The 26,219-nt window shown below is 53.9% G+C and carries 20 protein-coding genes; 7 read left to right on the top strand and 13 right to left on the bottom strand.

Annotated elements, in window-relative coordinates:
- Positions 1-421: 421 nt before the first annotated feature.
- Positions 422-1,900, top strand: coding sequence for a hypothetical protein (locus SH528x_RS30560; RefSeq protein WP_442507207.1), 1,479 nt, complete (start codon positions 422-424; stop codon positions 1,898-1,900).
- A gap of 24 nt (positions 1,901-1,924) precedes the next feature.
- On the opposite strand, the gene SH528x_RS30565 is transcribed toward SH528x_RS30560, so the two are convergent.
- Positions 1,925-3,463, bottom strand: a complete 1,539-nt coding sequence (locus tag SH528x_RS30565; protein ID WP_442507208.1) for an ATP-binding protein — start codon at positions 3,461-3,463, stop codon at positions 1,925-1,927.
- Positions 3,464-3,809: 346 nt separating this feature from the next.
- Here SH528x_RS30565 and SH528x_RS30570 point away from each other — a divergent pair, with 346 nt between their 5' ends.
- The 3 genes from SH528x_RS30570 (at position 3,810) to SH528x_RS30580 (ending at position 8,100) form a co-directional block, all read left to right on the top strand.
- Positions 3,810-5,378 carry a sugar ABC transporter ATP-binding protein gene (locus tag SH528x_RS30570; RefSeq protein ID WP_442507209.1) on the top strand — a complete coding sequence of 523 codons (1,569 nt, stop codon included), beginning with the start codon at positions 3,810-3,812 and terminating at the stop codon, positions 5,376-5,378.
- 87 nt (positions 5,379-5,465) lie between these two features.
- Complete coding sequence (locus tag SH528x_RS30575) at positions 5,466-6,794, top strand: ABC transporter permease (RefSeq protein WP_442507210.1); 1,329 nt, start codon at positions 5,466-5,468, stop codon at positions 6,792-6,794.
- Between the two features lie 43 nt (positions 6,795-6,837).
- On the top strand, positions 6,838-8,100 hold the full coding sequence (locus SH528x_RS30580) for a DEAD/DEAH box helicase (RefSeq protein WP_442507211.1): 1,263 nt from the start codon (positions 6,838-6,840) through the stop codon (positions 8,098-8,100).
- Positions 8,101-8,325: 225 nt separating this feature from the next.
- Here SH528x_RS30580 and SH528x_RS30585 read toward each other — a convergent pair whose 3' ends face one another.
- Positions 8,326-8,547 carry a BON domain-containing protein gene (locus SH528x_RS30585; RefSeq protein WP_442507212.1) on the bottom strand — a complete coding sequence of 74 codons (222 nt, stop codon included), beginning with the start codon at positions 8,545-8,547 and terminating at the stop codon, positions 8,326-8,328.
- A 640-nt stretch (positions 8,548-9,187) separates the two neighbouring features.
- On the opposite strand from SH528x_RS30585, the gene SH528x_RS30590 reads away from it, so the two are divergent.
- On the top strand, positions 9,188-10,744 hold the full coding sequence (locus SH528x_RS30590) for a GGDEF domain-containing protein (protein WP_442507213.1): 1,557 nt from the start codon (positions 9,188-9,190) through the stop codon (positions 10,742-10,744).
- A 12-nt stretch (positions 10,745-10,756) separates the two neighbouring features.
- On the opposite strand, the gene SH528x_RS30595 is transcribed toward SH528x_RS30590, so the two are convergent.
- Positions 10,757-10,930 carry a hypothetical protein gene (locus SH528x_RS30595; RefSeq protein WP_442507214.1) on the bottom strand — a complete coding sequence of 58 codons (174 nt, stop codon included), beginning with the start codon at positions 10,928-10,930 and terminating at the stop codon, positions 10,757-10,759.
- Between the two features lie 878 nt (positions 10,931-11,808).
- Between SH528x_RS30595 and rho the strand changes: the two genes are divergently transcribed.
- Together rho and SH528x_RS30605 are read left to right on the top strand one after the other, a co-directional pair.
- Positions 11,809-13,179: a transcription termination factor Rho gene (gene rho / locus SH528x_RS30600; RefSeq protein ID WP_442507215.1), complete on the top strand. Its 1,371-nt coding sequence runs from the start codon at positions 11,809-11,811 to the stop codon at positions 13,177-13,179.
- 5 nt (positions 13,180-13,184) lie between these two features.
- Positions 13,185-14,141 (top strand): RluA family pseudouridine synthase, encoded by a 957-nt coding sequence (locus tag SH528x_RS30605; protein ID WP_442507216.1) that lies wholly within the window; start codon positions 13,185-13,187, stop codon positions 14,139-14,141.
- Positions 14,142-14,203: 62 nt separating this feature from the next.
- On the opposite strand, the gene SH528x_RS30610 is transcribed toward SH528x_RS30605, so the two are convergent.
- The 10 genes from SH528x_RS30610 to SH528x_RS30655 form a co-directional block, all read right to left on the bottom strand.
- Positions 14,204-15,796, bottom strand: a complete 1,593-nt coding sequence (locus tag SH528x_RS30610) for an aldehyde dehydrogenase (NADP(+)) (protein WP_442507217.1) — start codon at positions 15,794-15,796, stop codon at positions 14,204-14,206.
- Between the two features lie 106 nt (positions 15,797-15,902).
- On the bottom strand, positions 15,903-16,760 hold the full coding sequence (locus SH528x_RS30615; RefSeq protein ID WP_442507218.1) for a fumarylacetoacetate hydrolase family protein: 858 nt from the start codon (positions 16,758-16,760) through the stop codon (positions 15,903-15,905).
- An 80-nt stretch (positions 16,761-16,840) separates the two neighbouring features.
- Positions 16,841-18,124, bottom strand: coding sequence for a dihydroorotase (locus SH528x_RS30620; RefSeq protein WP_442507219.1), 1,284 nt, complete (start codon positions 18,122-18,124; stop codon positions 16,841-16,843).
- Positions 18,117-19,118, bottom strand: a complete 1,002-nt coding sequence (locus SH528x_RS30625) for an aspartate carbamoyltransferase catalytic subunit (RefSeq protein WP_442512209.1) — start codon at positions 19,116-19,118, stop codon at positions 18,117-18,119. The genes SH528x_RS30620 and SH528x_RS30625 overlap by 8 nt, the downstream gene beginning before the upstream one ends.
- A 469-nt stretch (positions 19,119-19,587) precedes the next feature.
- Positions 19,588-20,001 (bottom strand): DUF423 domain-containing protein, encoded by a 414-nt coding sequence (locus SH528x_RS30630; RefSeq protein WP_442507220.1) that lies wholly within the window; start codon positions 19,999-20,001, stop codon positions 19,588-19,590.
- Positions 19,998-20,450 (bottom strand): response regulator transcription factor, encoded by a 453-nt coding sequence (locus tag SH528x_RS30635; protein WP_442507221.1) that lies wholly within the window; start codon positions 20,448-20,450, stop codon positions 19,998-20,000. Before SH528x_RS30635 ends, SH528x_RS30630 begins: the two co-directional genes overlap by 4 nt.
- Before the next feature lie 379 nt (positions 20,451-20,829).
- On the bottom strand, positions 20,830-21,726 hold the full coding sequence (locus SH528x_RS30640) for an alpha/beta hydrolase (RefSeq protein WP_442507222.1): 897 nt from the start codon (positions 21,724-21,726) through the stop codon (positions 20,830-20,832).
- 195 nt (positions 21,727-21,921) lie between these two features.
- Positions 21,922-22,869 carry a malate dehydrogenase gene (mdh, locus tag SH528x_RS30645; RefSeq protein ID WP_442507223.1) on the bottom strand — a complete coding sequence of 316 codons (948 nt, stop codon included), beginning with the start codon at positions 22,867-22,869 and terminating at the stop codon, positions 21,922-21,924.
- A gap of 173 nt (positions 22,870-23,042) precedes the next feature.
- Positions 23,043-24,566 carry a hypothetical protein gene (locus tag SH528x_RS30650; RefSeq protein WP_442507224.1) on the bottom strand — a complete coding sequence of 508 codons (1,524 nt, stop codon included), beginning with the start codon at positions 24,564-24,566 and terminating at the stop codon, positions 23,043-23,045.
- Positions 24,563-26,026 (bottom strand): hypothetical protein, encoded by a 1,464-nt coding sequence (locus tag SH528x_RS30655; RefSeq protein ID WP_442507225.1) that lies wholly within the window; start codon positions 26,024-26,026, stop codon positions 24,563-24,565. The genes SH528x_RS30650 and SH528x_RS30655 overlap by 4 nt, the downstream gene beginning before the upstream one ends.
- Between the last annotated feature and the right edge of the window lie 193 nt (positions 26,027-26,219).

A 26,219-nucleotide genomic window follows, 5' to 3' on the forward strand; every position in this document is an offset into this window, starting at 1 on the left:
TCGGCAATTCCGCTGCGACATTCAGAAATCGACATGGATCGTGATCGTCAACAATATACTAACCATGACAAATGGCAAAGGTTCCGGCCAAATTCGCTTTGCCTCGCCCCTCTTTTGGCAACCCTTCGCTTTTCATGTCTGGCAGAGTGGGTCACTCGCCGACCTGACCGAATCGAGTTTTGACGCCGCTTTGATTCGTAAATCCAGGAGTTTTTTGTACGCAACGCCCTTAACATGCTTAGAATTGGAAAAACTGCTCGAAACCTACCTGTTTACTAGGTAATTGTCGGCAGCGTAGGTAGAATGCGGCAAATGCGCAAATATGCTACTAGCAAGCAGACACGCTGCGCCAATCTACTGCGGCGAACGCATTCCGCTTCGAATTGATCCTTTTCACTCCTCTTGCTCCAACAAGAAAAACATGGCCGCACGCGACGATTCTGTCATTCGTGGCAGCTTAATTGCCTGTCTCATCTTTTTGGTCCTCTCGGCTGCGCTCAACTTCTTCTTTTGGCAATCTGCCAATGTGCAAGCGATCAAAGCCGACAAGGCAGCAGATCAACTGCAATCAAGAACAAGTGAGCTGAAGTTGAAGGACGATCAAGCACGATTAATGAAATCGATGCTGGGCGTAGGCAGCATGAGCGAAGCGGAACTCGAACTGCTGAAGCAAAGTGCCAGTGGCGACCCCGAAATGCAGCTGATCGAACAACAATTTGTTCGCGACATGGCATTGCTGTCGGGTGAAGGCGCCGAGAGCCCAAGCTATCCCAAGGTGCCCGAATTCCTGATGAACACGATTCGTTCGCGGAATGAGCAATATGGCTTGCTGCTGAAGGAAGTCGAGCAGATCAAAGCACAAGCCGAAAGCGATATTCAGATCGCTCAAAAGGCCCAGCAGGTTGCCGAACAACGTGCCGACGACGTTCAAAAGAAACTTGACCAAGAGCGACAACTGTTTGTCCAAGACCGCGAACGGATCAACAAAGAAAAAGAAGACACGCGAGACAGTTTGACGAAAAACGTTCAAGAATTTAATCGATTTCGCCAGGTCACGAACGACGAAAAAACAAAGCTGAACCGCCAACTCGATCAGCGGCAAAATACAATCGCGACACAAAAAATGGAGTTAGTAAGACTCCGCAGCGATCAATTCGAAACGGTGCAAGGAAACATTCGTTTCGTGCGGGGTGAAACTGTCACTATCAATCTCGGTTCCGGCGATGCACTGCGGCCCGGCGTGACATTCGGAGTCGTTGGTGGTGATGAAACCCGTTTGAAAGACGCCAAAGTCAAAGCGACGATTCAGGTCACGCGAATTTTGGCTGAGCACTTGGCCGAGGCTCGGGTTGTTGCCCGTCCTGAAATTGAGCACCCGCTGATTCCTGGCGATTTTATCTACTCGCCATTCTGGGCACCTGGACGTAAGGTTAAGATCGCATTGGCGGGTGATATCGATATCGACAACGATGATCGACCTGACAACGAAGCCATCAAGGGCATGATCACCGCTGCGGGGGCCACCGTGGTTGCCGAAGTCTCGTCCACGGGCGTAATCCAAGGCACTCTCGACGCGAGCGTTCGCTTCTTGGTGGTAGACGAGAAAGCCCAAGAAATTGGCGACGACGCTGCCAATCAGGAACAAGTGGTTGCCATTGGAAAAATCAAGGAACTGGCAAGAGAGCTTGGTGTCTCGGTCATTCCTGCTTGGAAGCTACAAGCCTACCTGAAGACGATCGACGACACGTTAACCACGCCTCTGGGTTCGGCGGTACGCGGAGCCGATTTCCCACCGGAATCCGGTGTCGGAGCGACTCAACGTTATCCGAGCAATTTGCCGTCGATGTTCCTGCGGAATACTGAGGGCATGCAGACCGACAACAAGATCCTGTCGCCTTAATCCGTCTCGCGTCTCAGCCAGCGACTACTCTGATCCGTGCTGAGGCCGTATCGCCTCAGCTTGCCCAGCAATCGTTGAGGTTTGACGCTGAAACCGCTGGCTTAGTCGTCGCAGTTCCTCGTCAAGCCGTTCCGTTGCGACGGGAGACATTTCGATCGGTGCCGTCCCAAGCCGCACTTGGTTTGTGTCGGTGATCGTGTGCGGTGACGATGCCGCCAACGCCTCGCGAACAAACATGTCACTCAGTTTGGCTGCAGCGTTTCGTTGTCGAAGATCTAATAGACTGGGTTGCCCCCAGTCCAATCGTACGCTGCCCAGTTGTCGGCGTGCTGATTCCGTGATGGCGAAAAAGCGACGATTCGCCTGTTCGATATCGGCATCCAGCACCCAGATCCAACGCCGAGTGTCGACGCGATAAATCAGATCAAACAACCAAGCGTCGCGTTGCAGCAGGCTATCAAACTCATCGGCGTTCTCACGCGACATTGCGGCCCCCATCGACACCGTACCCACCGCCGCGGAATCCTCGATTCTAGGTACGACGCTATCGTGCCCAAGCTCGATCGATAACATCGGAGGGTCCAATCGCACGTGACGCTGAATTCGACTTGATGGCTCAGCCGTTGCCGATCGCTGGTGAAACGGTTGCCGATCGTTGGCACAACGCTGACGCCAGCGGACCCACGATTCCGCGACCGACTTTGATCCAGAAACCGGGGTTTGGAAACTTGATTCCGTTCCCAAACGCAGACGCGAACGAAGCCGAAGTGTCGAGAAATGCAATGCCGCCAATTGACGGCTGATGGTTAACCCAAGCCCTTCACTGGTGGCGGAAGTTTTGTGCCGCGACTCGATCTGTTTCATTTGTCGCTGGGAAATACCTTGGCCGCGATCCACTACCGACCACGTGATCGAGCTGCCATTGGGAGCCATCTGCAACCGAATCAAAATATCCTCGCCTTCGGACGCCGTTCGAATTGCGCTGGCGACCAAATTTACGAGCAAGCGGCGAAGCATGTCGGGATCCGCAAACACGAACACCTTGGAATTATCAGCACCGTCCCAAAGCACGTCCGCTTGTCCGCGTTGTAACCAAGGTCGCAGTGTTTGATCGACTGCATTACGAATCTCGGTGACGGAAACCCAACGACGTCGGACTCGCGGTAATCCCGCACGCAAACGTTGCAACTGCATCATTTCGCCGACAATCTGATCCATGCAGTCGCATTGATCGATGGCCATGCGAAGCGTTTCTGATTGCTGAGCACTCATTGATCCCTGATTGTCCTCGGCAATCGACCGCAACGATTCACGCACGGAAGTCAAGGGAACACGAAGATCATTAGCCGTTTCGCTCATCATTTGCACGATCGCGTTGACGGTATTGTCAAAATCAGACTCGCTTTGAGGATGCAAATCGAGATTCGCCGCTTCCGCGGTTCGATCAAAAGCAGATCCACTGGCACGGCGCCCCTTCACTGCCGACGCATCCCCGGCCTGACCGAGCGAGACCGTCAAATCTCGTGAGCGTTGTTGAGGTGACGTGAAATTTGATGACAACATCCGTTACATTCTCCCGATGGAAATTCCGAGCGTGCTCGCGTGGCTCACTCAATTCGGCAAGGGCCAAACCCTATGTCCGAATCGACGAAGCGACACTTCATGATTCAAGTTTCTAAAGCAGTACCGAGCGTTGTCGTGTCATCGTCGTCGCTATGACGACGACCTTACCCTTTGTCTTTGATCCCAGAGTGATCGCTCCCTCACGGAGTCTATCGTTCCTGCTGTAAGGATCGTGCGGGGAATGAGCGGTCGTCCGCTCGCGAAAAATCAGCAGCGGATTGCTTCAACATCGGTCTGTGGGGATCGTTAAACTAGGTCCTCCGATCCTCGCCTCACATTAATCGCCATGCCCAACTCAACTGCTACAACTTCCACAAAGGGTTCAGCCACACCTCGATTAGCAGTGACCGGAGTCTCGAAACGGTTTCCGGGCGTGTTGGCACTCGATGATGTATCGCTGCATGTGATGCCCGCAGAAACTTTGGCGGTAATTGGTGAAAACGGTGCCGGTAAGAGCACGCTGATGAAGATTTTGGCGGGGATTCAAGCCCCCGACAGCGGACAAATTTTGTTCGACGGCGAACTGGTTCACTTCGCCTCTACCGCAGCAGCAATCGCATCAGGCGTGTCGCTGATCCACCAAGAATTGAATTTGCACGAGAATTTGTCGGTCGCGGAAAACATCTTCCTCGGCCGCGAACCGAATCGATTTGGATTCGTGGACCGAAAAAAGATGTTGGCTTTGGCCGAGACCGCACTTCTTCGAGTGGGACTGAGCATTTCGCCCCGAACGTCGGTGGCGGAACTTTCGACCGCCTCACGCCAATTGGTCGAGGTTGCCAAGGCGATTTCAACAGACGCTTCGGTGGTAATCATGGATGAACCAACCAGCAGTCTAAGCACACGAGAAGCGTTGCGGTTATTCGAGGTAGTCGATTCGCTTCGCGATGCCAACGTCAGCGTGATTTACATTTCGCATCGGATGGCCGAAGTCACACGGTTGGCAGATCGAGTCGTAGTGCTCCGCGACGGACGCAATGCCGGAGCGTTGTTCAAACAAGCGGCTAACGAAAAAGACCAAATCAATCATGACGCGATGGTATCACGAATGGTGGGCCGCGATATCGACAAACGATTCCACCGCACCACGATTGACCAAGGCGATGTTGTCTTGGAAGTAAGCGAGCTGCGGACCCAATTTCCCGATGCTGCCCCCGTTTCTTTTTCGTTGCGGGCAGGTGAGATTTTAGGGGTAGGAGGGCTGATGGGTTCGGGACGTAGCGAATTGCTGGAATCGATCTTTGGTGTCATGCCGCCGCCTTACGGCAGAATCAAAGTCAGTGGCAAATCGATTGCCACCGGAAATGCTCGAGCGGCGATTACGGCGGGCTTGGCACTGGTGCCCGAAGACCGCAAACGAACCGGACTGTTGATCGAATCATCCGTCCGAGAAAACGCGACAATCGTTGGCATTTCTGACTGCGAGGCGTCGCCTTGGATAAACCAGCGTTGGCAACAAAAAGTCACCGCTGAACTGATCGATCAACTCCAAGTCAAAACGGCATCACAAGAGACCGTTATCGCTAATTTGTCCGGAGGCAATCAACAGAAGATCGCACTCGGAAAATGGTTGATCGAACACCCGAAAGTACTGATGCTCGACGAACCGACGCGGGGAGTCGACGTGGGGGCGAAGGAAGAAATCTATCGACTGCTCGAATCCTTGGCGAAACAAGGCATGGGTATTTTGTTTGTCAGTAGTGAGATGGAAGAATTGCTTGCGCTCGCGGATCGCGTCATGGTTATGCACGAAGGCAAAATCACCGGATCGTTAACGCGGTCCGAGATGTCTGAGGAGGCGATCATGCGTTTGGCGGTGGGCATTGGTGCAGAAACGCCGAGCGTTGCCGGTTAACACCCGGGTGCAACGAAACACAAGTCATTTAAAACCGCAATGAAGCGTTTGGATTAATAAATTCAGTTAGAGATTGAGACGAAAAACGTGCACTTAAAGAACATTGGTATTTTTGCGTTACTGGTCGCGATCATTGTGATCACGACCTGGATCAACGGCGTCTTTGTGGCACCGGCTAATTTGAAAACGTTGATTCGCGACACCAGTCTGTATGGTTTGATCTCGATCGGCGTCGCCATGGTGATCATCACTGGCGGCATCGATCTTTCGATAGGTTCGATGATCGCACTGTGCGGCGTAATGCTGGTTCAGGTCATCAATATTCGGCACGAGCGGATCGATTTTTCCAGCACAATTGCAATCGTCCAAAACGATCCCACCGATGTTTTTGATAAACCCACCCTCCGCTTCGCAGATCCGCCGCCGAAGTTGCGAGATGGCGATCGCTTGGTCTACGAAAACTACAGTGGCGAATCGACCATCAATGTCTATCGCAGCGTCGAGGTGGACGGCCAAGTGTGGATCGAAACTCACGATTCGCTGCGATCGATCAAGCCAGGCCTCGCGATCATGATCGACAAAATCCAATACACGCCGCCGCTGATAGCGTGCGGTATCGTGCTGTTGTTCGCGGCGTTTCTCGGGTTGATCCATGGACTGCTGATCACGCAAGCGAACCTGCAGCCCTTTGTCGTCACGCTTTGCGGTTTGTTGATTTATCGCGGCATGGCACGAGTTTGGACGGGCGATGACCAAGTCGGGCTGCTGAGCGCGTTGTCGGACTTTAAAACGACTGTCACCGGTAAAGCTTTTCAAATTCCCGTCCCCATCATTGGTAAAGTCGCGGGCGAACAAGAATCCTTAGCCGACATTGTTTGGATCGACTTTCCGGTTACGGGCGTCCTGCTGGCAATCGTCGCGTTGGTGGCATGGGTGTTCCTGAACCGTACGATTTGGGGGCGGCATTTAATTGCCACCGGCGAAAACAAACAAGCCGCTTTCTACAGCGGCGTCGCGACCGACCGGCTAGTCGTGTTGGCGTATGTTGTTTGTGCCGTGCTCGCTGGACTGGCCGGCATCTTGTTCATGCTCGAGTGGAACTCGATCCAACCGGGTTCAAGTGGTTCCTTTTACGAACTTTATGCCATTGCCGCCGCCGTGCTGGGCGGTTGTTCGCTGCGGGGGGGACGGGGAGCGATTCTTGGCGTGATCGCGGGTGCCGCCGTGATGCGATGTCTGTATAAAGCGATCATTGTGCTCGACATTCCCCAAGAATGGGAAATGGTCATTATCGGAGTCGCATTGTTGTTGAGTGTCCTGGTCGACGAAATCATTCGGCGGTTTCAGCTCGCCCGCAGGCTGCGGCGGCATGAACCGACCGCCGAAGCTTTGTCAAATAGTAAAAAACTCGCATAACAGCCGCGTAGTGCAAAACGGAGACACTCGATACACTCATGCCATGAATTACGTGGTACAAAAGTCGGAAACCGCCGAGATCCCTGGATTTGACGATCTCGATTTATCGCCTGTGATGCGACGTGCGCTGAAGCACGTTGGATTTGAGACACCAAGTCCCATCCAGGCCAAATTGATCCCGCTTGCTCTGGAAGGCGAGGACGTGATCGGTCAAGCGCGAACCGGAACGGGTAAAACCGCCGCGTTTGCGATCCCCATTCTCGAGCAACTCGACCCGCTCGAAGAATGCCGTGATCCTCAAGCGATCATCATCGTTCCCACCCGTGAACTAGCCGACCAAGTCGGACGGGAAACGCAAATGCTTGCCCACGGCGTGCGGACCGAAGTCGCGGTTCTTGCGGGTGGCAAAGATATCAAACGGCAACTACGCCAGCTCGAAAATGGTGTGCAGATCGTGGTGGGTACCCCCGGTCGACTGCATGACCACCTGCAACGACGGTCGCTTCGAACCGACAAAGTGTGGTGCGTCGTCTTGGACGAAGCTGACCGCATGCTGGATATTGGATTCCGTCCGCAAATCGAACGCATTTTACGTAAATGCTCCAAAGATCGGCAAACACTGCTGCTTTCGGCGACGCTTCCCCCCACTGTTCGCAAGTTGGCGGAAACGTACATGCACGAGCCTGTCGTGATCGATTGCTGCGATAAAGACATCGCCGTCGACACGATCGAACAACGTTACTTTACCGTTTCGCACGACAAAAAACTCGAATTGCTCGAACGATTGCTCGAACGCGAGAATCCAAAGCAAGCGATCATTTTCTGTCGCACCAAGCGAGGAACGGACCGTCTGTACCGCCAATTGAGCCGAACCTATCCCGCCTGCGGCAGCATGCATGGTGACTTGGCCCAACGTGAACGAGACCGAGTCCTACAGCAATTGCGTGACGACAAACTGCAGATTTTGGTCGCCACCGACGTCGTGGGACGCGGAATTGACATCAGTACGATTTCGCACATTATCAATTACGATATGCCCCAAGATTGCGATGACTACGTCCATCGTGTAGGCCGTACAGGCCGCATGGGACGAGAAGGCATCGCGTTCACGTTCGTTGTCCCCGGTGAAGGTGACTCGCTGACCAGTATCGAACAGCGGATCAACAAGCAACTAAAACGCGACCATTTCGAGGGACTTGATCCTCCGGCCGCAGTCACGTTGGCACCGAAAACCGAAGAAACCGTGAAGAAGGCAGCTCCGAAGTTGAATCCGATGCACCGGAAAGTTACCCGCCGTCGCCGTTAAGCGACCGACGACGTATTTCGCCAAGTGCACAACGTGTTTCACCAAGTGCATTGTGCAACGCAAAGAATGTGCATTGCGAAGAAAGCCCCTACCAGCCGTGTGGCGATTGCCATACGGCATTTTTCATGGCTGGACAGGATTTTGAGGCTAAAACGCCGCTCGAAATGAGTGGTGCGACGAATTCAAAAACAACTAGTAGGATTGGCCCAAAGCCGACGAGTCTGATCAACCGCTGACGCGAACGGTATTGTTCACTCGCAATGCGCCTGCCACGACCCGCACCGTCTCTTGAGCGAGTTGCTTGTGGTAGAAACTGCGAACCAGCCCGCTCAGCCTCAATTCACTTCCACTCTCGTCGACTCGCAGTTGGCGTAGCTCAGCGACTGAGCTTTTCGCAAGGATGGCATTCGCGGCCGTGGCTATTTCCTGACTAGGTCGTTGAATCATTGTGGGCTCCCAGAAGTTGTTGCAATGACGGCAAACACCTTTTGCTCAGGCACGTTAGCCGAATGATGTGAACAAGAACCATCGCACTCAATGTTCATCAGTATCAATGCTCACCCAAAATGCCAATTGATAGCATTGTTAACAAAGAGTGCAGGCAGGCGAGAGAGGCAAGCGGATCATGCGGAGCGATGGGAGTTCTATTAAATATCACACATTTCCAGATTTATGCCTACACGAATCCGCTACGAATTTCAAAAGGTAGCCCTCGGATCGAACAATAAATATGCATTGCTAGCAAAGTCGGAACATTTCAAGAAAGAATCAAGGTTGGAACGGGGCGGTATCATCGCCGGGGGATGCCTTGCGGCAGGCACACACTGAAGCGGCGTTTTGCATAACGCCAATCCTCACAATTGCTACAACCGCTTCGACATGCACCGATGCACTCGGCACGACTTCGAAACCGTAATTCATTCTGCGGAGTCCTTCGCTGGGCTTCGCGGCATAACCTATATCCCCATGGGGAAGCCGAGCCATTAGCAATGGTTTAGAAGCCTCAACCGGAAAACGCGACCATCGCCACCAGCAATGGAACAAAGCCGCGTCACAATCTGCATCCCACCCACGTACGGTCCCAACGATGTATCTCGACCTAGCAATCGCATTTAGTTGTGCAGGAGTGGGAATTGCATGTGGATGGGTGATGAATGGGCTTGGCTGGGGCGTCGACCTAAGCGATGTCGCGGATGACTTAACACTGATCGAAAAATCAGAGCTTGATCAAGTCAAAGCCGAATACGATCGGCTTGCCGCAGCAGCGGACCGACTGCGCGAATATGCGACCACGATGGCGATGGATGTCGACAAGCACCAAAGTAGCGTTCAAGCCGTCAGCGATGCACTGACGTCGGAAACAACATTTAACGCAGACGAACTCGGGGATGTCGTCAATCGCTTGATCGAAGCGAACGAATCCATGCAAACGAAACTGCAGTCAGCACAAGCACGAATATCCGAGCAAGCTGACCAGTTGGAGTCTGCCGAACGCAGAGCTCAGACGGACGCGTTGACTCGAGTTTCGAATCGCGGGGCATTTGACGAGCACTTGGCAAGACGTCACATCCTCGGCCCAGGTCGCGCAGGCTCGTTGATGCTGTTGGACGTTGACAATTTCAAGAAATTCAACGACGAGCATGGCCATCGTGCGGGTGACGAAGTCCTGAAGGTGGTTGCCAACATGCTGCACGCGCGGCTGAAATCCTACGGCATCGTCGCTCGATTTGGGGGCGAAGAATTTGCCGCAATCATTGACGGCTATACAGTCGAGGAATCCAAACGAATTGTCGAATCGGCGCGTGCCGCAATCGGACAACATATCGTGGAATTCGAGGGCAAAGAGCTTGCGGTAACCGCATGTATCGGACTCGCCGAACTGCTCGAAGACGAGTCCATGGAACAGTGGATCGAAAGAGCGGACGCGGCCATGTACCACTCCAAGAAACACGGACGCAACTGTGGTCACTCGATGAATGGAACCACACCCGAGTTGATCAACTTAGGCTCCCAATCCACCCTGATACCGGATATCGAAGAACCTGCTAAGGTCGTCGTGACCCAATTCAAAAAAGCGGCAAAGATTAAATCGACTCCACCCTCGGCGGAACCCAACCGTGGTGCGTTCTCCAGCCTACCAACCCGTTCGGCCCTGAATTCCGCGATTGATGACTTGCAAGAGCGTTCCAAGGCGATTGGCTTGCCCACGCAAGTCATGAAATTGCACGTCACTGGAAAACCAGCCGCAGGGTCGATGCGAACGTTACTACAGATTGTGCGAGCAACGCTGCGAAGCGTCGATCGCATCGGAGCCGACGATGCTTCGACTTTGCTGGTCTGCATGCCTGGAATCGATGATGATGCCGCTCAAGAACGAGTGAAGCAAATCCATTCGTCAGCCGAGTCACTGCAATTCGGAGTGACCAGCGGTACCGATTTGCCTCGGCTTGAAATCGTCGTGTTTACGGTTGACGCCGAAGAGACGCTCGATGATGCGTTTAAGAGGATCGAGGTCACCGAAAAGCCAACGGAAGAAAAAGTAAAACCTAATAAATCGGACGATTCGACTCCTGCAACCTATAATGAACTGCAGACGGATGACGCAAAGGCATCATCACCTACGGATTCCCCTTCGCCCGCATAGCCTCAATCGTCCTCAGCGGAAGTCGAGACAGCGAGTCAAAGTGGCACCAGCGAGCACGATACTCACCACGACGCAGACACGATAGGATGCTTTAGCGTCTTCGTTGGCTCGGTCAGTAATGCTGCGGCCCGCTTTCGGACGATTCAAATCAATCCTTGGCGTGCGGACAAGCAGTGTCGCCATCATTGTCCTAATAGCGAAGAAAATCACCTGCCAAGAGAATTCAGGCGACCAGGATTACTGGCCCCGCAAAAGTCCGAGAACATTGATATTTAGTAAGTTGGCGGGGGGCATGTACAAAAAACATTGGATTTCACGGCAAATGACCGTCAAAAGCTGCTATTGACTTCCCAGATTTCATGTATATATTTGGGAGCGTTATGAAGGTCGGCGCTAAGTTTGCTGCCCACCTCTCCCAAAGGACGCTTGATCACGTCTCTCTCAGTAGCTTGCTTGAGGAAAAAGCGGTTACGCTCGCCAGGTAGAAAGATGGCTTGAGATTAAGAGGACAGTGGATCAAACACAAGTTACCGAGGTTGCTTGCCGCTTTCGCATCGCGATGGTTGCCTCATACTCAACACTTCGATTTCAATATTCGATTGGCCTCTCAATCGCACGTCCCCCTAATTTACTACTGAATGGATTTTAAGTCGCACTCGACAATCTGCGATTCTGCTGAGATTTTCGGCTAGGTCAGGTTCCGCAACACGATACTGCGCCACCTAGTTCGTCTCCGACATGGATCCTTGGATCATTGGTTTTGACCCTTTCTCAACGCGATCCTGCGATCGCATACTAAACCCAACACTTACTTGTTTCGCCTCGCCAGGGCACGTCACCGCCGTACTCCTGGTAGGCTTTTTCCCTTTGAATTCGTGCGGTGTTTCTTCGATTTCCCGCTTTTAAGCGGAGTGCAACGGCGGCCCTTGTGTGGACGCCTTCACGCGAGCCTCGTGTTCATATTTTGATTGAATACGTGTGATCTCCGCGGAGGTTCCCCTTGGCGAGTATGTAACTCGCGTCACGCCAAATAACGCTTCACTTAAAACGCATCTGGAACAAAAATGGCAAAAAAGAAACGGACCAGTCGCGGCCGGAGCGGTTCCGGTAACGGAGCCTCAGGCTCGTATGGCAACGGCGGCAGCAACAACAATAATAATGGCGGCGGTAACGGAAAACCTCGCGTACGTCGACGCCGCCGTGGTGGCGGCGGAGGCGGGGGCGGCGGTGGTCAAGGTGACCGCGGCGGCCAACCTGGTGGACAGGGCAACGGCGAACCTGCGGATATCCCCAGCGACGCGCCGCTCGAGGAAAGCTTTGGCATCCTCGAATTGCACCCCAACGGCTACGGCTTCTTGCGAAGTACCGACAACAACTACTCGCGAGAACGCAGCGATCCGTTTGTTCCCGGCACGATGATTGAAAAATTTGGGCTACGGCAAGGCATCTACCTAAAGGCCATGGTCCAGCAAGCACGTCGACAACAGGGCCCCCGGGTGCGTGAAATTGTCGATGTGGATGGCATGGCGCCGGAGGCGTATCTTGAAGTCAAAAACTTTGACTCGCTTACCGCGATTAACCCTGAGCAGTGGTTGCGATTGGAATGTGGCCGCAAACCACTAACCAACCGTGTGGTCGACTTGCTGGCGCCGATGGGCAAGGGACAACGTGCCCTAATCGTTGCACCTCCACGCAGCGGTAAAACCGTGATGCTGCAAGACATCGCGACGGGAATTACACAAAACCATCCCGATGTAAAACTGATTGTCTTGCTGGTCGACGAACGCCCTGAAGAAGTCACGGACATGCGTCGTAATGTGCTCGGCGGCGAGGTCGTCGCGAGCAGCTTGGATATGGACGTCGAAAGCCATGTTCGCCTCAGCCAACTGGTAATTGACCGAGCGAAACGACTGGCCGAAATGGGCCAAGACGTCTTCTTGATGCTCGACTCGATCACTCGACTTGCTCGCGCTTTCAACAAATGGGTTGGGCGTGGTGGTCGCGGCGGAGCAACGATGACCGGTGGATTGGACATCAAAGCGATGGACATTCCGAAGAAACTGTTCGCTACCGCTCGGGCGTTCCAAGAAGGCGGTTCGCTAACGATTATTGGCACCGCGCTTATTGACACCAATAGCCGCATGGACGAAGCGATTTTCCAAGAGTTCAAGGGAACGGGCAACATGGAATTGGTGCTCGACCGACGACTCGCCGATCGCCGTGTTTGGCCATCAATCGACATTAGCCAAAGTGGAACTCGACGCGAAGAATTGCTTCACGACGAAGAGACTTACGAAGCGGTGACGATGTTGCGACGAACGCTCAGCAGCATGCACCCCGTCGACGCGATGGAGCAATTGACCAAGCAACTTGGCCGATTCGACAGCAACGACGAATTCATCAAGCTGATCAGTGGCGCGAAAACGTCACTCTAGCTTGCATGAAAAGCTTCGTTGTCGACCCGCTGCCAGGCAGTATTCCCTACGAAAACCATCGCTCGATTCGCGTCAAAGCAAAGTTTTCGGGGATGAAGTTCATCGACTTCCTTGGCGAATACCACCCTCCGACGCCACGCGATGCGTGGCTCGGCTGGATCAATGCGGGTGAAATCCTAATCGACTCGTTCCCGGTTCGCGCCGAGAGAATCGTGCGTGAGGGAGATCACTTCACTCACATCATGAGCGACGTGGTTGAACCCGACGTCAATTCAGCGATCACAATTCTTCATGAAGATGAATGTGTCATCGTCGTCGAGAAACCGGCGCCGCTGCCGATTCACCCCAGCGGTCGATTTCATCGTAACACGCTGTCTTGGATGCTCGAGCGACACTACGACGGCGAAAAACTTCGCGTCGCCCATCGACTCGATGCCAACACGACTGGCGTTGCCGTGTTGTGCCGTACCGCAGCGGCAGCCGGCTTTGTGCAGCCCCAGTTTGAACGACGCGAAGTCCAGAAACTCTATCTTGCACGCGTATCCGGCACAGTCCCTTGGAACGAACACCGCTGCGACCTGTCGATCGCTCACGCATCCGACGTGATGAAACGACGATTATCAGTGGGAGCACGTGTAACGTGCGAGAGTGGGCAAGAAGCCCGCACCGATTTTAAAGTCATCCAGCGGTTGGCCGACAACACAACTCTGGTGCAAGCCATTCCACTTACGGGCCGAACGAACCAAATTCGCGTTCACTGCTGGTCACTTGGATTCCCCATTCTTGGGGACTTGCTGTATCTGCAAGACAAACAAATTGGCGAACAACAAACGCACACGATGACCGATCCGCCAATGTGCTTGCACGCTCACCAATTAACATTCTGTCACCCGGCGAGCCAAGCAGCGGTGACCTACGAGAGTTCGCCACCGAAGTGGTGGCGAATTGAAGCGAAAGCGTGACGCAGCACCGGCAGCTACACCGCTTGTGCCGCCGAGTTTAGCACGACGACAAAGCTCGCCTTCTAAATGCTGCCCTGAGTCCACTTGCCATCAATGTTGCGCCAAGTGTCACTGGTAGGTGGTGCATCTCTTAGCAACTCAGGCAGCCGTGATTCACGGACGTTGTCATACGAAGTCAACTTAGCGAAGCGAACCAAAGATGCTGGTACTCCGACCGCGGTAAAACCAGGATGACCGGTCGCCGGATACGGGCCACCGTGGTTCATAGCGGCACTGACGGCGACACCCGTAGGCATTTTATCATTCAAAACGCGTCCCACTTTTGGCGTCAATTCAAACGCGATCTCCGCATAAATATCTTCGTCGCTTTGGTCGGTCGCCGAATAGACACACCCGGTCAAATTGCCTTCGAGGTGCGAGATCACCTTCTTCATTTCAGGTAGATCCTTGGCGACAACCACGAGCGATGCGTTACCGAACGCTTCGGTTTGGAAGCCTTCGGGGTTCCCCAAAAACGCCTTACCGTCAACACGAAGCAGTGTATTAGCGTAGGCACAGCGACCGGACTCAGGCTCTCCTCCACCGGTCAACAACTCGGCACCGAAATCACAGAGAGTCTTTACGCTATGAGACAAACTTTTCGAGACGGCCGGTGAAAGCAGCGTGCCTGCCGCGGTAGATGCAAAACGATCCTTCACTGCCGTAACAAACTTTTCGGACGATTCGTCAGCTAACAACAAAACCATGCCTGGGTTCGTGCAAAATTGGCCCGTTCCCATTAACACGCTTGTCACGAAATCGTTTGTAATTTCGTCACCACGCTGCTGCAGTGCGGCGGGGGTCATGACGACGGGATTAACGCTTGAAAGCTCCAAATAGATTGGCTTGCCGGCTGCGTCGGCTGCGGCCTTTAACTTCAGTCCTGCCGAACGGCTACCGGTATACCCAGTGGCACCCACACGTGGATCCGAAACCAAACGCTCGCCATCGGCGTGACTGGAGCGATAAATCAACTGGACTGTTGCGGCAGGCAATCCCGATTGGACAAGAGCCTGCAATGCAAGATCCGCAAACAAACGTGTAGTCTCGGGATGCGAGCTATTGGCTTTGCCAATCACAGGATTTCCCGAGGCGATCGCGGCGGCAAAATCGCCTCCCGAGACACTTCCAAAGGCAAATGGAAAGTTATTGGGGCCAAACACCAAAACAGGGCCGAGAGCCTCGAAGCAGGAACGAATCCCCGCCTTGGTATCGATCGTCGCTGCGGCCCAATTCCCAGTCCGACATGCAGCCGCAGCCGCCCGCAACTGATTGCTAGTTCGAGGCAATTCGACATCAGCCAAACGAGGACTTCGCCCTAGTCCCGTCTCGGCAAACGCCGCATCGACCAACGAATCTTTGGCTGCGTCAATCTTATCGGCGTAGGCCTCCAAAAACTCAGCAATCTTTGCACTCGGAAGCTGACGCAATTCACGAGCTGCGCTGACCGCAGCATCAAGTGCGGCATCACAGTCCGACCACTCACTTACCGGAAACTCAGCGGCTAACAGCTCGTTCTTATTGGGGTCGGTTGCCTGAAAAGTCTTACTAGAGTCGGCATCACGCCAGCTACCATTGATCAAGACTTGCTGGACGGTTGAATTCGTCTTCGACATTATAAGAAACCTAGAGAGATATTGGAAAAAGGAGGCCCGAGGATCTCGCCAAGAAGCAGCACAAATGCAACCGAAACGAGAGCGAGCATTGGATTTTAAGAAACGACTAACTGCCTTGAACGATAGGATTAGACAACGTCCCAATCCCGTCGATGGTAATCTGGACCTGGTCGCCAACATGAAGCGTAAAGTCGTTTGACGGAATGATACCTGTCCCTGTCATCAAGAACGCACCATTAGGGAAATCGTTGTCGCGTCCGAGCCACTGGACAAGATCCTCGAAGCCGCGAGCCATTGCGGCAGCCGACGTTTGCTGATCGAACACGACGCTGGAGTTGCGAATAATCTTCAAATCGATACCGAGATCCGCGACGGGCGGCAATGTTTCAAAGAGAGTGACCCAAGGACCGAGTCCGGCACATTGGTTGTAACATTTCGCTTGCGGCAAATAGAGTGGATTCTCGCCTTCGATATCCCGCGAACTCATGTCGTTGCCGATCGTCAATCCCACGATCTTTAGCTTGGGACTGAGCACGAGAGTGACTTCCGGCTCCGGTACATTCCAAGTCGCGTCCTTGCGAATTCGCAACGGTTGCATGTGGCCGCTGACGCGGTGGGGCGTTGCTTTGAAAAACAACTCAGGTCGCTCAGCGTTATAGACGCGGTCGTAACACGATGCAGCGGCCTCGGACTCTTCCATCCGTGCCGCTTGGCTTCGCTTGTACGTCACGCCAGCGGCCCATACTTCTTGAGCGTCAATCGGCGGCAACCAACGGATCGAATCATCGATCGCAATTGGCGTGTCAGCCTCAAGAGACGAGGCTGTTTGGATAGGGTTTTCCGCGGCGATGATATCCGCCAGCGAGTGGATTTGACCACCGGTTTTCAAGGGAACCAATTCGTCATTATCCACGCGAGCAATCCGCGGCGAGCCTGAGGCATCGATGTATTTTGCGATTTTCATTTCTAAAGGATAACGAAAAGCAAACTGCTGCGGGAGCCATCACCCCAAGTAGAACCGCTGTCGAAAAAACGGAAGTCTCCCTATGCTTGGAAGCGAATCACACCACCCACGATCGTATGCGTCACGCGCGCCGACAACTCGTGGCCATCCAGCGGACTGCTGATGCAATTCGAGCGGAATTGCGTCGCATCGACTCGCCATGTCGCATTGGGATCGAATATGACGACGTCACCTAACGAGCCAACCGCCAATGTTCCGCCTGGGATCGAAGCGATCCGGGCTGGCGCGGTCGAAAGTCGATCGATCGCATCGGGCCAAGTAAAAATGCCGTTATCGATCATAAATTTGGAGATAGTGGAGAGCGTCGTCTCAAGTGTCGCGGCGCCAAATGGAGCTTGGTCGAGGTCATTCATTTTCTTTTCGCGACTACGTGGACGATGTCCACTTTGGATCGCATCGATCGTTCCATCGGCAACTGCCTCGCGAAGCATTTCGACATGACGTTGGCTGCGCAAAGGGGGATGCACTTTGAACCGCGAGTCATAGGAACGAAGTTCGGTGTCGAGCAGACAAAGGTTATGTGGGCACACCGACGCCGTTACCTTGATATTGCGGGATTTGACGCGGCGAATCATGTCGACCGCGCCCATCGTACTGACAGGCCCCACGTGCAAACGACCCGACGTTGCTTCGGCCAATCGCACATCGCGTGCAACCGCCAAATCCTCGGCCTCGGTGGCCAGCCCTTTCAAGCCGAGCGTCAGCGAAACCTGCCCCTCGTGCATCACCCCGTTCTCTGCGATTTCGGGGACCTCGGGAATATCAAAAATGACACGATTGAGCATCCGGCAATAATCAAGTGATCGCTTCAGCAGTGCATCGTTTGCGATCGGCCGCGGCGCGTCACTAAACGCGACCGCCCCAGCCTCGGCCAACAACCCAAGCTCGGCCATCTGCTCGCCCTCGCGTTGGCGACTGAGACATCCAATCACGTGAACGCGAACGCCATTGGCACGTGCCGCCTTTTGACGCACAAACTCCACGGCACCGGGCGAATCAATTACCGGTTCGGTGTTTGCGGTGCACAAAATCGAGGTAAAACCACCCGCCAGTGCTGCATCGCTGCCGGATTGGATTGTTTCGTCTTCCTCATTGCCGGGTTCACGCAATTCGACCCCGAGATCAACTAAACCGGGAGCCACAATACAGCCCGTCGCATCAATGCGTTGACAACCGGCCGGGATTTGCGAAATGCTGGGATCAATCGCAGCAACCAGTCCGCCACGAATTAGCAAACTTGCCTGACGATCCACTCCTTGGCTAGGGTCAATCAAACGCCCGTTTTCAATCAGCAAATCAGACATATCGGATAGGTTCAGCCTGTGTCGTTGAGTTTGATGCGTCCTTGGCTCCCGAGAGTAACCACAAAGCGGCCATTCGCACCGCGATTCCGTTGGTGACTTGTTCAAGAATCACCGATTGAGGCCCATCCGCGACCTCCGGTGTAATCTCGACGCCTCGATTGATCGGCCCCGGAGCCATGATCAAGATGTTGTCTTTTGCTCGTCGCATACGAGCCCCGTTCATCGCATACAGCGCCGCGTATTCATGCACACTTGGGAAAGGACGTGCCTTTTGACGCTCAAACTGAATTCGCAACAAATTGAGCACGTCACAGCGATGCAAAATCGCATCAAGATTGTGCGCCACCTCGAACCCTAGCTCTTGCCATCGCGGACTAACCAACGTCGGAGGGCCACAAATGATCACATGAGCGCCGAGTTTGCTGAGCCCCCAAATGTTACTACGTGCGGTGCGGCTATGCGAAATGTCGCCGACCAAGGCCACGGTCAATCCATCGAGTCGCCCGCGATGTTGGCGAATCGTCAACATATCGAGCAGCCCCTGCGTCGGATGCTCGTGCGGACCATCGCCCGCATTGATCACGCAACAGCGAAGTTCGCGGGCCAGCAAATGAGGAGTGCCGGGAGTCACGTGCCGAGTGCAAACCCAATCGACGCCCATTGCTTCGATGGTTTTCGCTGTGTCCACAAAGGTTTCCCCTTTGGCGACACTGCTTCCCCCGCTACTGAATTCCACGGTATCGGCCCCAAGCCGTTTCGCCGCCAGCGAAAAACTGTTGCGAGTCCGAGTGCTATTCTCGAAAAACAGGTTCGCAAGCGTTTTTCCCGCAAGCAGAGAGAGCTTGTTGCGGCATCCCCCCGTCATATCTTTGAGCGTTTGAGCTGTATCCAGAAGAATCTGGATTTCAGCGGCTGAGAGACTTTCCAGATCAAGTAAATGACGCCGATGCCAGCCTGCTGGAAACGCTAAGTCGATTGCATCCGCCTTGGACATCTTTTCGATCTTCAAACAGTGAAGGAATTTCAGAAAGGATTGTGGCGTCACGTTACGAGATTTAACGGTTTTCCGCGAGCACCCTGGATCAAGTTTTTGGGCTCGGATTTCGTAGGGACCGAATTGGCTCGGTTATCTAACCGAACGGTGATTCGCCGGAAGCACATGGAAAAGTCAGGAACGAAACGGTTGGCAATTTTCGCTGCCTCAAATGCAGGCTGAAACGCAGTTAGGCAGGAGTCTTTCAGTAAATTGGCCGTTTTGGCGCTAGCCACGGTTCCGGCGCTGAACCGGGGCTAGCGCCAAACGGCTAACAGGATTTCACCCAATGATTCCTGCCTACCTGCTTAGCGAACTGTTGATTTGATCGAAATGCTAATCGCTGTGGTGAGCCGCGGGCCCGTAAGGCACCGGGTAATACACGAGACCCGGCCGCTCACGCGTCACGGCTCACAAGAACAAGCGGGACTTAAACCTTGCTACTCTTTGCCAAACCAACGAGCGATACCCAGCCTGCAATCCAAAGCAGGCCGCCAATCGGGGTCACCGCCCCCAACCATGGCTTATTCAGGGCAACAAGCAGATAGAGACTGCCGCTGAAAAACAGGATCCCAAGCAACATCAACCAAGCTGCAACGCGGCGTACGCGGTTCGAGCCAAACGGTATCGCCGCAATCACAAGCAGCACAACGGAATGCACAAGGTGATAACGAGCCCCCACATCAAACTGGTCACTTCGCTTGGCGATTGTCTCCGCATCGAGCCCACGCGACTGCAGAAAGTCGCCTAATCCATGGGCTCCGAAGGCGCCGATCAACACTGCCAGTGCACCACAAACAGCAGCGGCAACCAAAATCCGCTTTTGAAGGGCGATATCGATCACGACTCGAGCAACTTGTTCACAGCTTTGATCAAACGGTCCATCGGAAACGGCTTGCGGATATAGTCACTCACGCCAAGCAATTCCGCGTACGCCTTGTGACGGCTTCCTTCATTGCCCGTAATCATGATCACCGGCAACGGGACGTCTCGAATTCGTCGCAGTTTCTCAAGCACAAGAAAACCACTTCGCTTGGGCATCATCATGTCCAAGATCATCAAATCGGGATTCTCGCGTTCGGCAAGTGCAAGCCCTTGATTTCCATCACGTGCGATTACGACTTCGTGTCCTTCGCCTTCGAGCGCGTAACGAACCGATTCAATAATTTCATGATCGTCATCCACGATCAAAATTCGCTTAGCCCCCGTCGACGCTGCAGGGGACGGTGCAACATCACTCTTTGAATCGGGGCTCTTGTCGATGGCATCGTCGCTACTGTTCTCGCGGGTCATCGTTTCTCGTTCTGGCAAAGCGGAATCAAGCGAAAAGACTGTCTGTGGGAGACAGTCCGTGGCAGGTGGGACGCGTCAGCATAGCTTACCAGAAGACGAAGCAACACGTCTGCACAAGCGAAAGGAAGGCAAAATCAATCGGAGGGGGGGGACGAAACAGGTGGGGCAGTGATGGACGGGACCGCACCATCGCCATGCTCTTTCTAGCTTTAAGCACAATTCGATTGAAAAATTGCACCCACAACCGTGCAAGATTCGACGACCTTGCATCTGCAACGAACCACTAAAGAATCGCGACAGTGCCGTCAAATTCACACAAATGGAAGAAGAAAGCAAGATGGCGGCAATTTACGATCGCAGAATTGCTTTAGGGAGCATTCTAGTTGGACGAGAACTGGGTTGGCGAAGTCGCCCAGCAGTCTTTTGACGTTCCGCTAGCGCCCGCCACGACATTGCCCATGATCCACTGATTGACGTCTGCCAGCGCCACCGTATTCATCTCGTCATCGTCTCGATACTGACGCACCTCAAGCTGTGCACGAATCATCATCGCACGACGCATGTCTTCATCGAGATGCGATGAATCAAACATTGCATTTTCGGTCGCCCACTGCCAAAGCATAGGCAGACGTCGCTCGCGGAGATCTGACAAATTCGAGAGGGCACTGCAACCGTTTGGCATTCGACCGCCCAGCGATACAACCCCTGCAAAACGTTTCGGATCACGAAGTGCGATTCGCATTGCCATCGCTCCTCCGCTTTGATAGCCCGCCAAAACGATTCGTGAAGCGTTCACCGAAAACTGTGCCGACGCCTCATCGATTGCTTGCATTACATTTTCGTAAGCGGTTTGAATCGCTCCAGGACGCGTTCGCCACTCGAAGCGATGACCGACGGAATCGATCGCACAGCTTGCACGCACGCCGACGGCCACGTAATTTCGCAGACTGATGTGGGGCATCACCTGCGTAACTTGGTTCTCGTTAAAGCCATCGCTATGCAGCCAAACCACGAGCGGATACTCGTAATTGGACTCATAATGTAGCGGCAAGAAGAATGCGGTGTGGGCCCCCACCCCCTTAAATTGATCAAACGGAGATTGCAAACCGTCAGTCGTATCGTCGTCGGATACGGAATCGTACCAGGAAGCGGCTTGAAAATAGCTATCCGAATTGTCCTGAGCAGGACCGGAAGATTCGTGGGTTGGAGGAGTGTCGCGAGGGGCTTCTTTCGATTGGGGAATCCCCCTAATTGCCGAAGAATAAAAACGACTCATAACCAACCGAATGTTAGAGGAAGGCCCCGCCCAAGGTTGCTCGAAGACTCAGCGGCACGCAGAAATTGCCGTGCCAAAATGATCAGTTCGAACAACGCCACAGGTGCGTTTGATGGATGTCATAAACCTATGCGTAATCGCTTATCGATGTCAACGCTGAAGCCGATTCTTCAGCGAAAGAACCTACAAGTTCTGTTAAGACGATAGCAATTGATCCATCGTTGCAACCAAACTCTTTACGGCATCCACACTGTTCTGGAAATCCGCTTTTTCGGAGTCAGTCAAATTGAGTTCGATAATTTTTTCGACTCCGCCACTTCCCATTACCACAGGGACACCAACGTAGTATCCACCGACCCCATATTCGGAATCACACAGAGCGGCGACAGGAATCACTCGCTTCTTATCGCGAACAACTGCTTCAACCATTTGGGCACATGCGGCGGCGGGTGCGTAGTAGGCGCTGCCGGTTTTCAACAGCGACACGATCTCGGCTCCACCCTTGCGAGTGCGTTCAACGATTTCGTCCAAACGAGCACGATCGATCAACTGCGTCACAGGAATTCCGCCGACGCTGGTGCAGCTTGGGATCGGAACCATGGTGTCGCCATGCCCGCCCATCAACAGGGCGCTGATGTCTTCGATGCTGACGCCCAGCTCCATCGCCAAAAAGGTTCGGTAACGAGCGGTGTCCAAGACGCCGGCTTGGCCCACAACTTTGGCCTTATCAAATCCGGTGACTTTCCACATCTGTTGCACCATCGCGTCCAGCGGATTGCTGACGACGATAACAACCGCGTTGGGGCTGGTGGCCTTAATCTGCTCGCCGACCGAAGTGATGATTTTTGCATTTGTATTGAGCAAATCATCGCGACTCATTCCTGGCTTACGAGGAATACCCGCAGTCACAACGATCACATCGCTGTTGGCGGCATCTTCGTAGCTAGTTGTACCGACGATGTTCGAATCGAACCCCATAATCGGCGAAGCTTGCATCAAGTCCAACGCTTTTCCACGCGGCATGTCTTCCGTCTGAGGAATATCCAACAGAACAATGTCGCCTAACTCAGCTGCAGCACACCAATGAGCACAGGTGGCTCCGACGTTTCCGGCTCCAATGACGGTAATTTTTGCTCGGCGCATTTGTTTCGCTCGCGGGGAAAGTGAAGGTAAAGTAAACGGGTGCAGGAGAAATGGAATCGCATTCCAGCTCCAATGATTTTCTAAGGCGTTATCCTCTCGCAAGCGAGCCGTGGGTCAAGTAGACGAACCCTAGTTTTCTGCCGCTGGAATGCAATCGAGCGAGTTTGGAGTCACTATTCTGGCAACTTCAGCTCTTCGGCTTCGCGTGCGTTTCGCTGCCTGCGAACTTCGCGATCCTGGCGTCCGATGACAAAATTCCAGACCAAGATGCCTAGCATTCCAACGCCGACCGCGACCGCAGCAATCCAGCCGAAAATATTAACGCCGACCGGATCCGCCTCGGTTTGTTCGCGATTGACCATATCCGCGCCGATCAGCAACGGTCCGAACTGATCGGCTCCGCCAAACCGCTCCATATAAGCGGTCGGATAGCTCCAAAGACGAAAGAAAAACGCGTCGGCGGAAACGAGTATCGTCAGATCGGCCACAACCGCATCTAATTTCCCATCGGCCTCGAGCTTGTCTTGCAAAAACGCAGGAAGCGTCTTGTACACCAGCGAGATCGGATAGCGGTTTTGAAATACCGGCCCATCACCGGCCGCATCGACTCCCGAATCGATCTGCACTTTGACGTTCCCGAGATCCCCCATCGCATCGACTTGGTAATAGTGATCCGCACCGAGCTGCTTGATTCGAGCGGGTTCGGTCACGGAAATCCGCGTCACCTGAACCACTTCGACCTGCATCCTAACCCACTGGGCGGTAAAGGATTCAGGTGTTTTCAGCAACTCAATCGGCTTGACGTCCAACGGTGCCGACCGCTGGGACGTGGGCAGTTCGGCGATACGATCGGCTGCCGCGAGCATGGAGTAAAAGAGCTCCGTATCCTCGCTCGAAAGCGGTTGACGATTTCGTGACGCGACTCCGGAAAGCTCTCCCAGGCTGACGCCTTGATTCGCGAGCAGCTGCCAACCGACTTTATCGGGCTTCGCCGGAAACCACTGCAGCGGCAGCGCGGCGATGGCGTCGACCACCTTACTGTCGCCTTCGCTCGACGGCCGCGTTTCGATGACAACACCGAGCCCACGGATCCGATCACCGCTGCGGGCCGTCGGTGGAAACCCGGACGTAATCACTTCGATCGCACGCTTGTCGTCCTGTTCGCCAATTTCGACCGTGACGGTATCCAATTGTCGCATTTCTAAGAATTCGACCAATCGAGCTGGCACTTTAAGCGACTGAACTTTGGCGACCACTCCCTCGACTGCGACAACTTGCCCCAGCTCAACCGCGGGACCGGAAAGCGAGCCGGACAGTTCTGCGGAAAGCGAATTCTCTATAGAGCTGCGATTTAGCCGATTGATTCGGTAGACCAACTTTGCCAACTCGCCAATCGATTCATCGTCATCGGCGGGATAAAGCTGTTCGATTCGCGGCGTATCAAATCCAGCCAACTGCAATAATGACTCTTCGGCGTTCAGCGGTGTTTGGAATGCCCCCGCTGCAAACAACCCCACCATCCCCCAAGCCAAAACCGACTTGAGCTTACAGAGCGATGAGCGAAAAAGAAGCGTCGTTGACCGCTCCGCGATCTTTCGTTTTGATCGCGGAGCGATCAACGACATTGGCTTTCGTTTTGACCGCGGAGCGATCAACGACATTGGTTGAGAATCCGAAGCGTCATTGTTTCGTGTCATTGCGATTCACTGGGTGGGGGCAACTTGACGTCTTCACCCGACGCCGGCTGGGATGAATCCGCGTGTTGCGATGGTAATTGTTCTAGAAACGTCGGAGCCAAGTGTTCTTTTGCATGGCGAATCTCGCGACTCTGCTTTGCGGAAACCGCCGTCCGCCACATTGCAAACACGGCCAATCCGACGCCAAGCAGGACTGCCAGCGTGATCAAGCCCCACGATGAAGCCGGCAATCTACCGTCGGAATCGAGCGAGTTCGATTGAGGCGTCGATCCAGCAACCACGTCTTCGGGGAGCGTCAAAATTCGCCCCACGATTACGGCAGTGGAATCCGCACCCACGCTCGATCGATACGCCAGTCGCTTTAAAAACCGGCCGGTAATCCATAGGACGGGGCCTTCCTGTGCGGGACTTTTGCCCGAAGCCAACGCTGCAATCGACTCGTCTACTTCATTGACGACAGCCAGCAAGGGACGATCGGCGCCATCGATTGGGCGTAACCAAAGGTGCCAATAATGGGGAATTTCGTATTCATTTGATGTGGCGACATGCTTTTCCACTCGCACCACGTGACCGGCGAAAGCGACGACGTGGTTCAAGTAGACGTCGGGTTGTTGCATTAGCGGCAACACGCCGACTTGAGGCACCGCATGTTCGCCCCCGTTGCGTGTTTCCCCCGATAAGGGCTGCTTGTCTGAATTTTCGGAGCTGGAAACCATCCCTACTGGATCGCCCTCGAATCCGAATCGGGCTTCGTCTAAATACCGATACATGGCGTCACGATCACGAGATTGCCAAACGCCCGACGTGGCAACACGCGAGGCGGCCTCGGCATCTAAAGCCCTGATCAAAGCTTGGATTTTCAACCCATCGCCACTTTCATCGACTTGATCCAAATTCACACCCGACGGATCGGACGACACTCGCTGAATCAGGTCACTCCATTCTGCATGCGGTGGCGACAACGCCGGCTTGCCATCCTGCGATTCACGATCGGCTTGCAATTCAAGCTGCGACAGTTTGACCGTCCATCCGGTATCGAGCACGGTGAATTGCGGAATCTCTCGATGACGACGGATCCGCAGCAGCGTGGCGAGCCAAAGCTGCTGATCGTCCGCGGGAATCAGCGCCGCGATCGCTCGCGCATCCAATGCAACTTGGGGATTAACACTGAGTGATTTCAGTATGTTCGCCTCGGTCGCAGCCTCTTGAGCAGTCGCAGCGGTTAGCAACGAAGTCGCATACACCTTGCGGGTGGCATCGTTCACCACCTGCCTCTGGCCTGATACACCTCCGAAGAAGGGTTCGTACACACGCGGCTTCGAGGCTTGCCGCATGACGACTAAAACCAAGGCCAAACCGAGCCCCAGCCGGATCAAGCGTCGATAGTTCTGAACCGTTGCGCCGCGCCGTTTATGACGACCATAAAGGCTATCTTCGTTAAATTGAGAAGGGATTTTCATCGGATATGTCCGGGAAACGCTGGACAAGCTTGAAGGAGCGTCTCGGTAACCTTAATCTAGGACTGGGGAAGTTTAGCGAACCATCTCGCTAATCGCCGGTGACTACTAGATAGAATAGCGTTTAAAGGCTCCGCTCGCCTAACCCCGTCACCTCCGCCCCGTCTTGGCAACAATCATTCAATTCAACCAGTCA

It is taken from the genome of Novipirellula methanifontis (assembly GCF_052161655.1).
GTDB lineage: Bacteria > Planctomycetota > Planctomycetia > Pirellulales > Pirellulaceae > Novipirellula.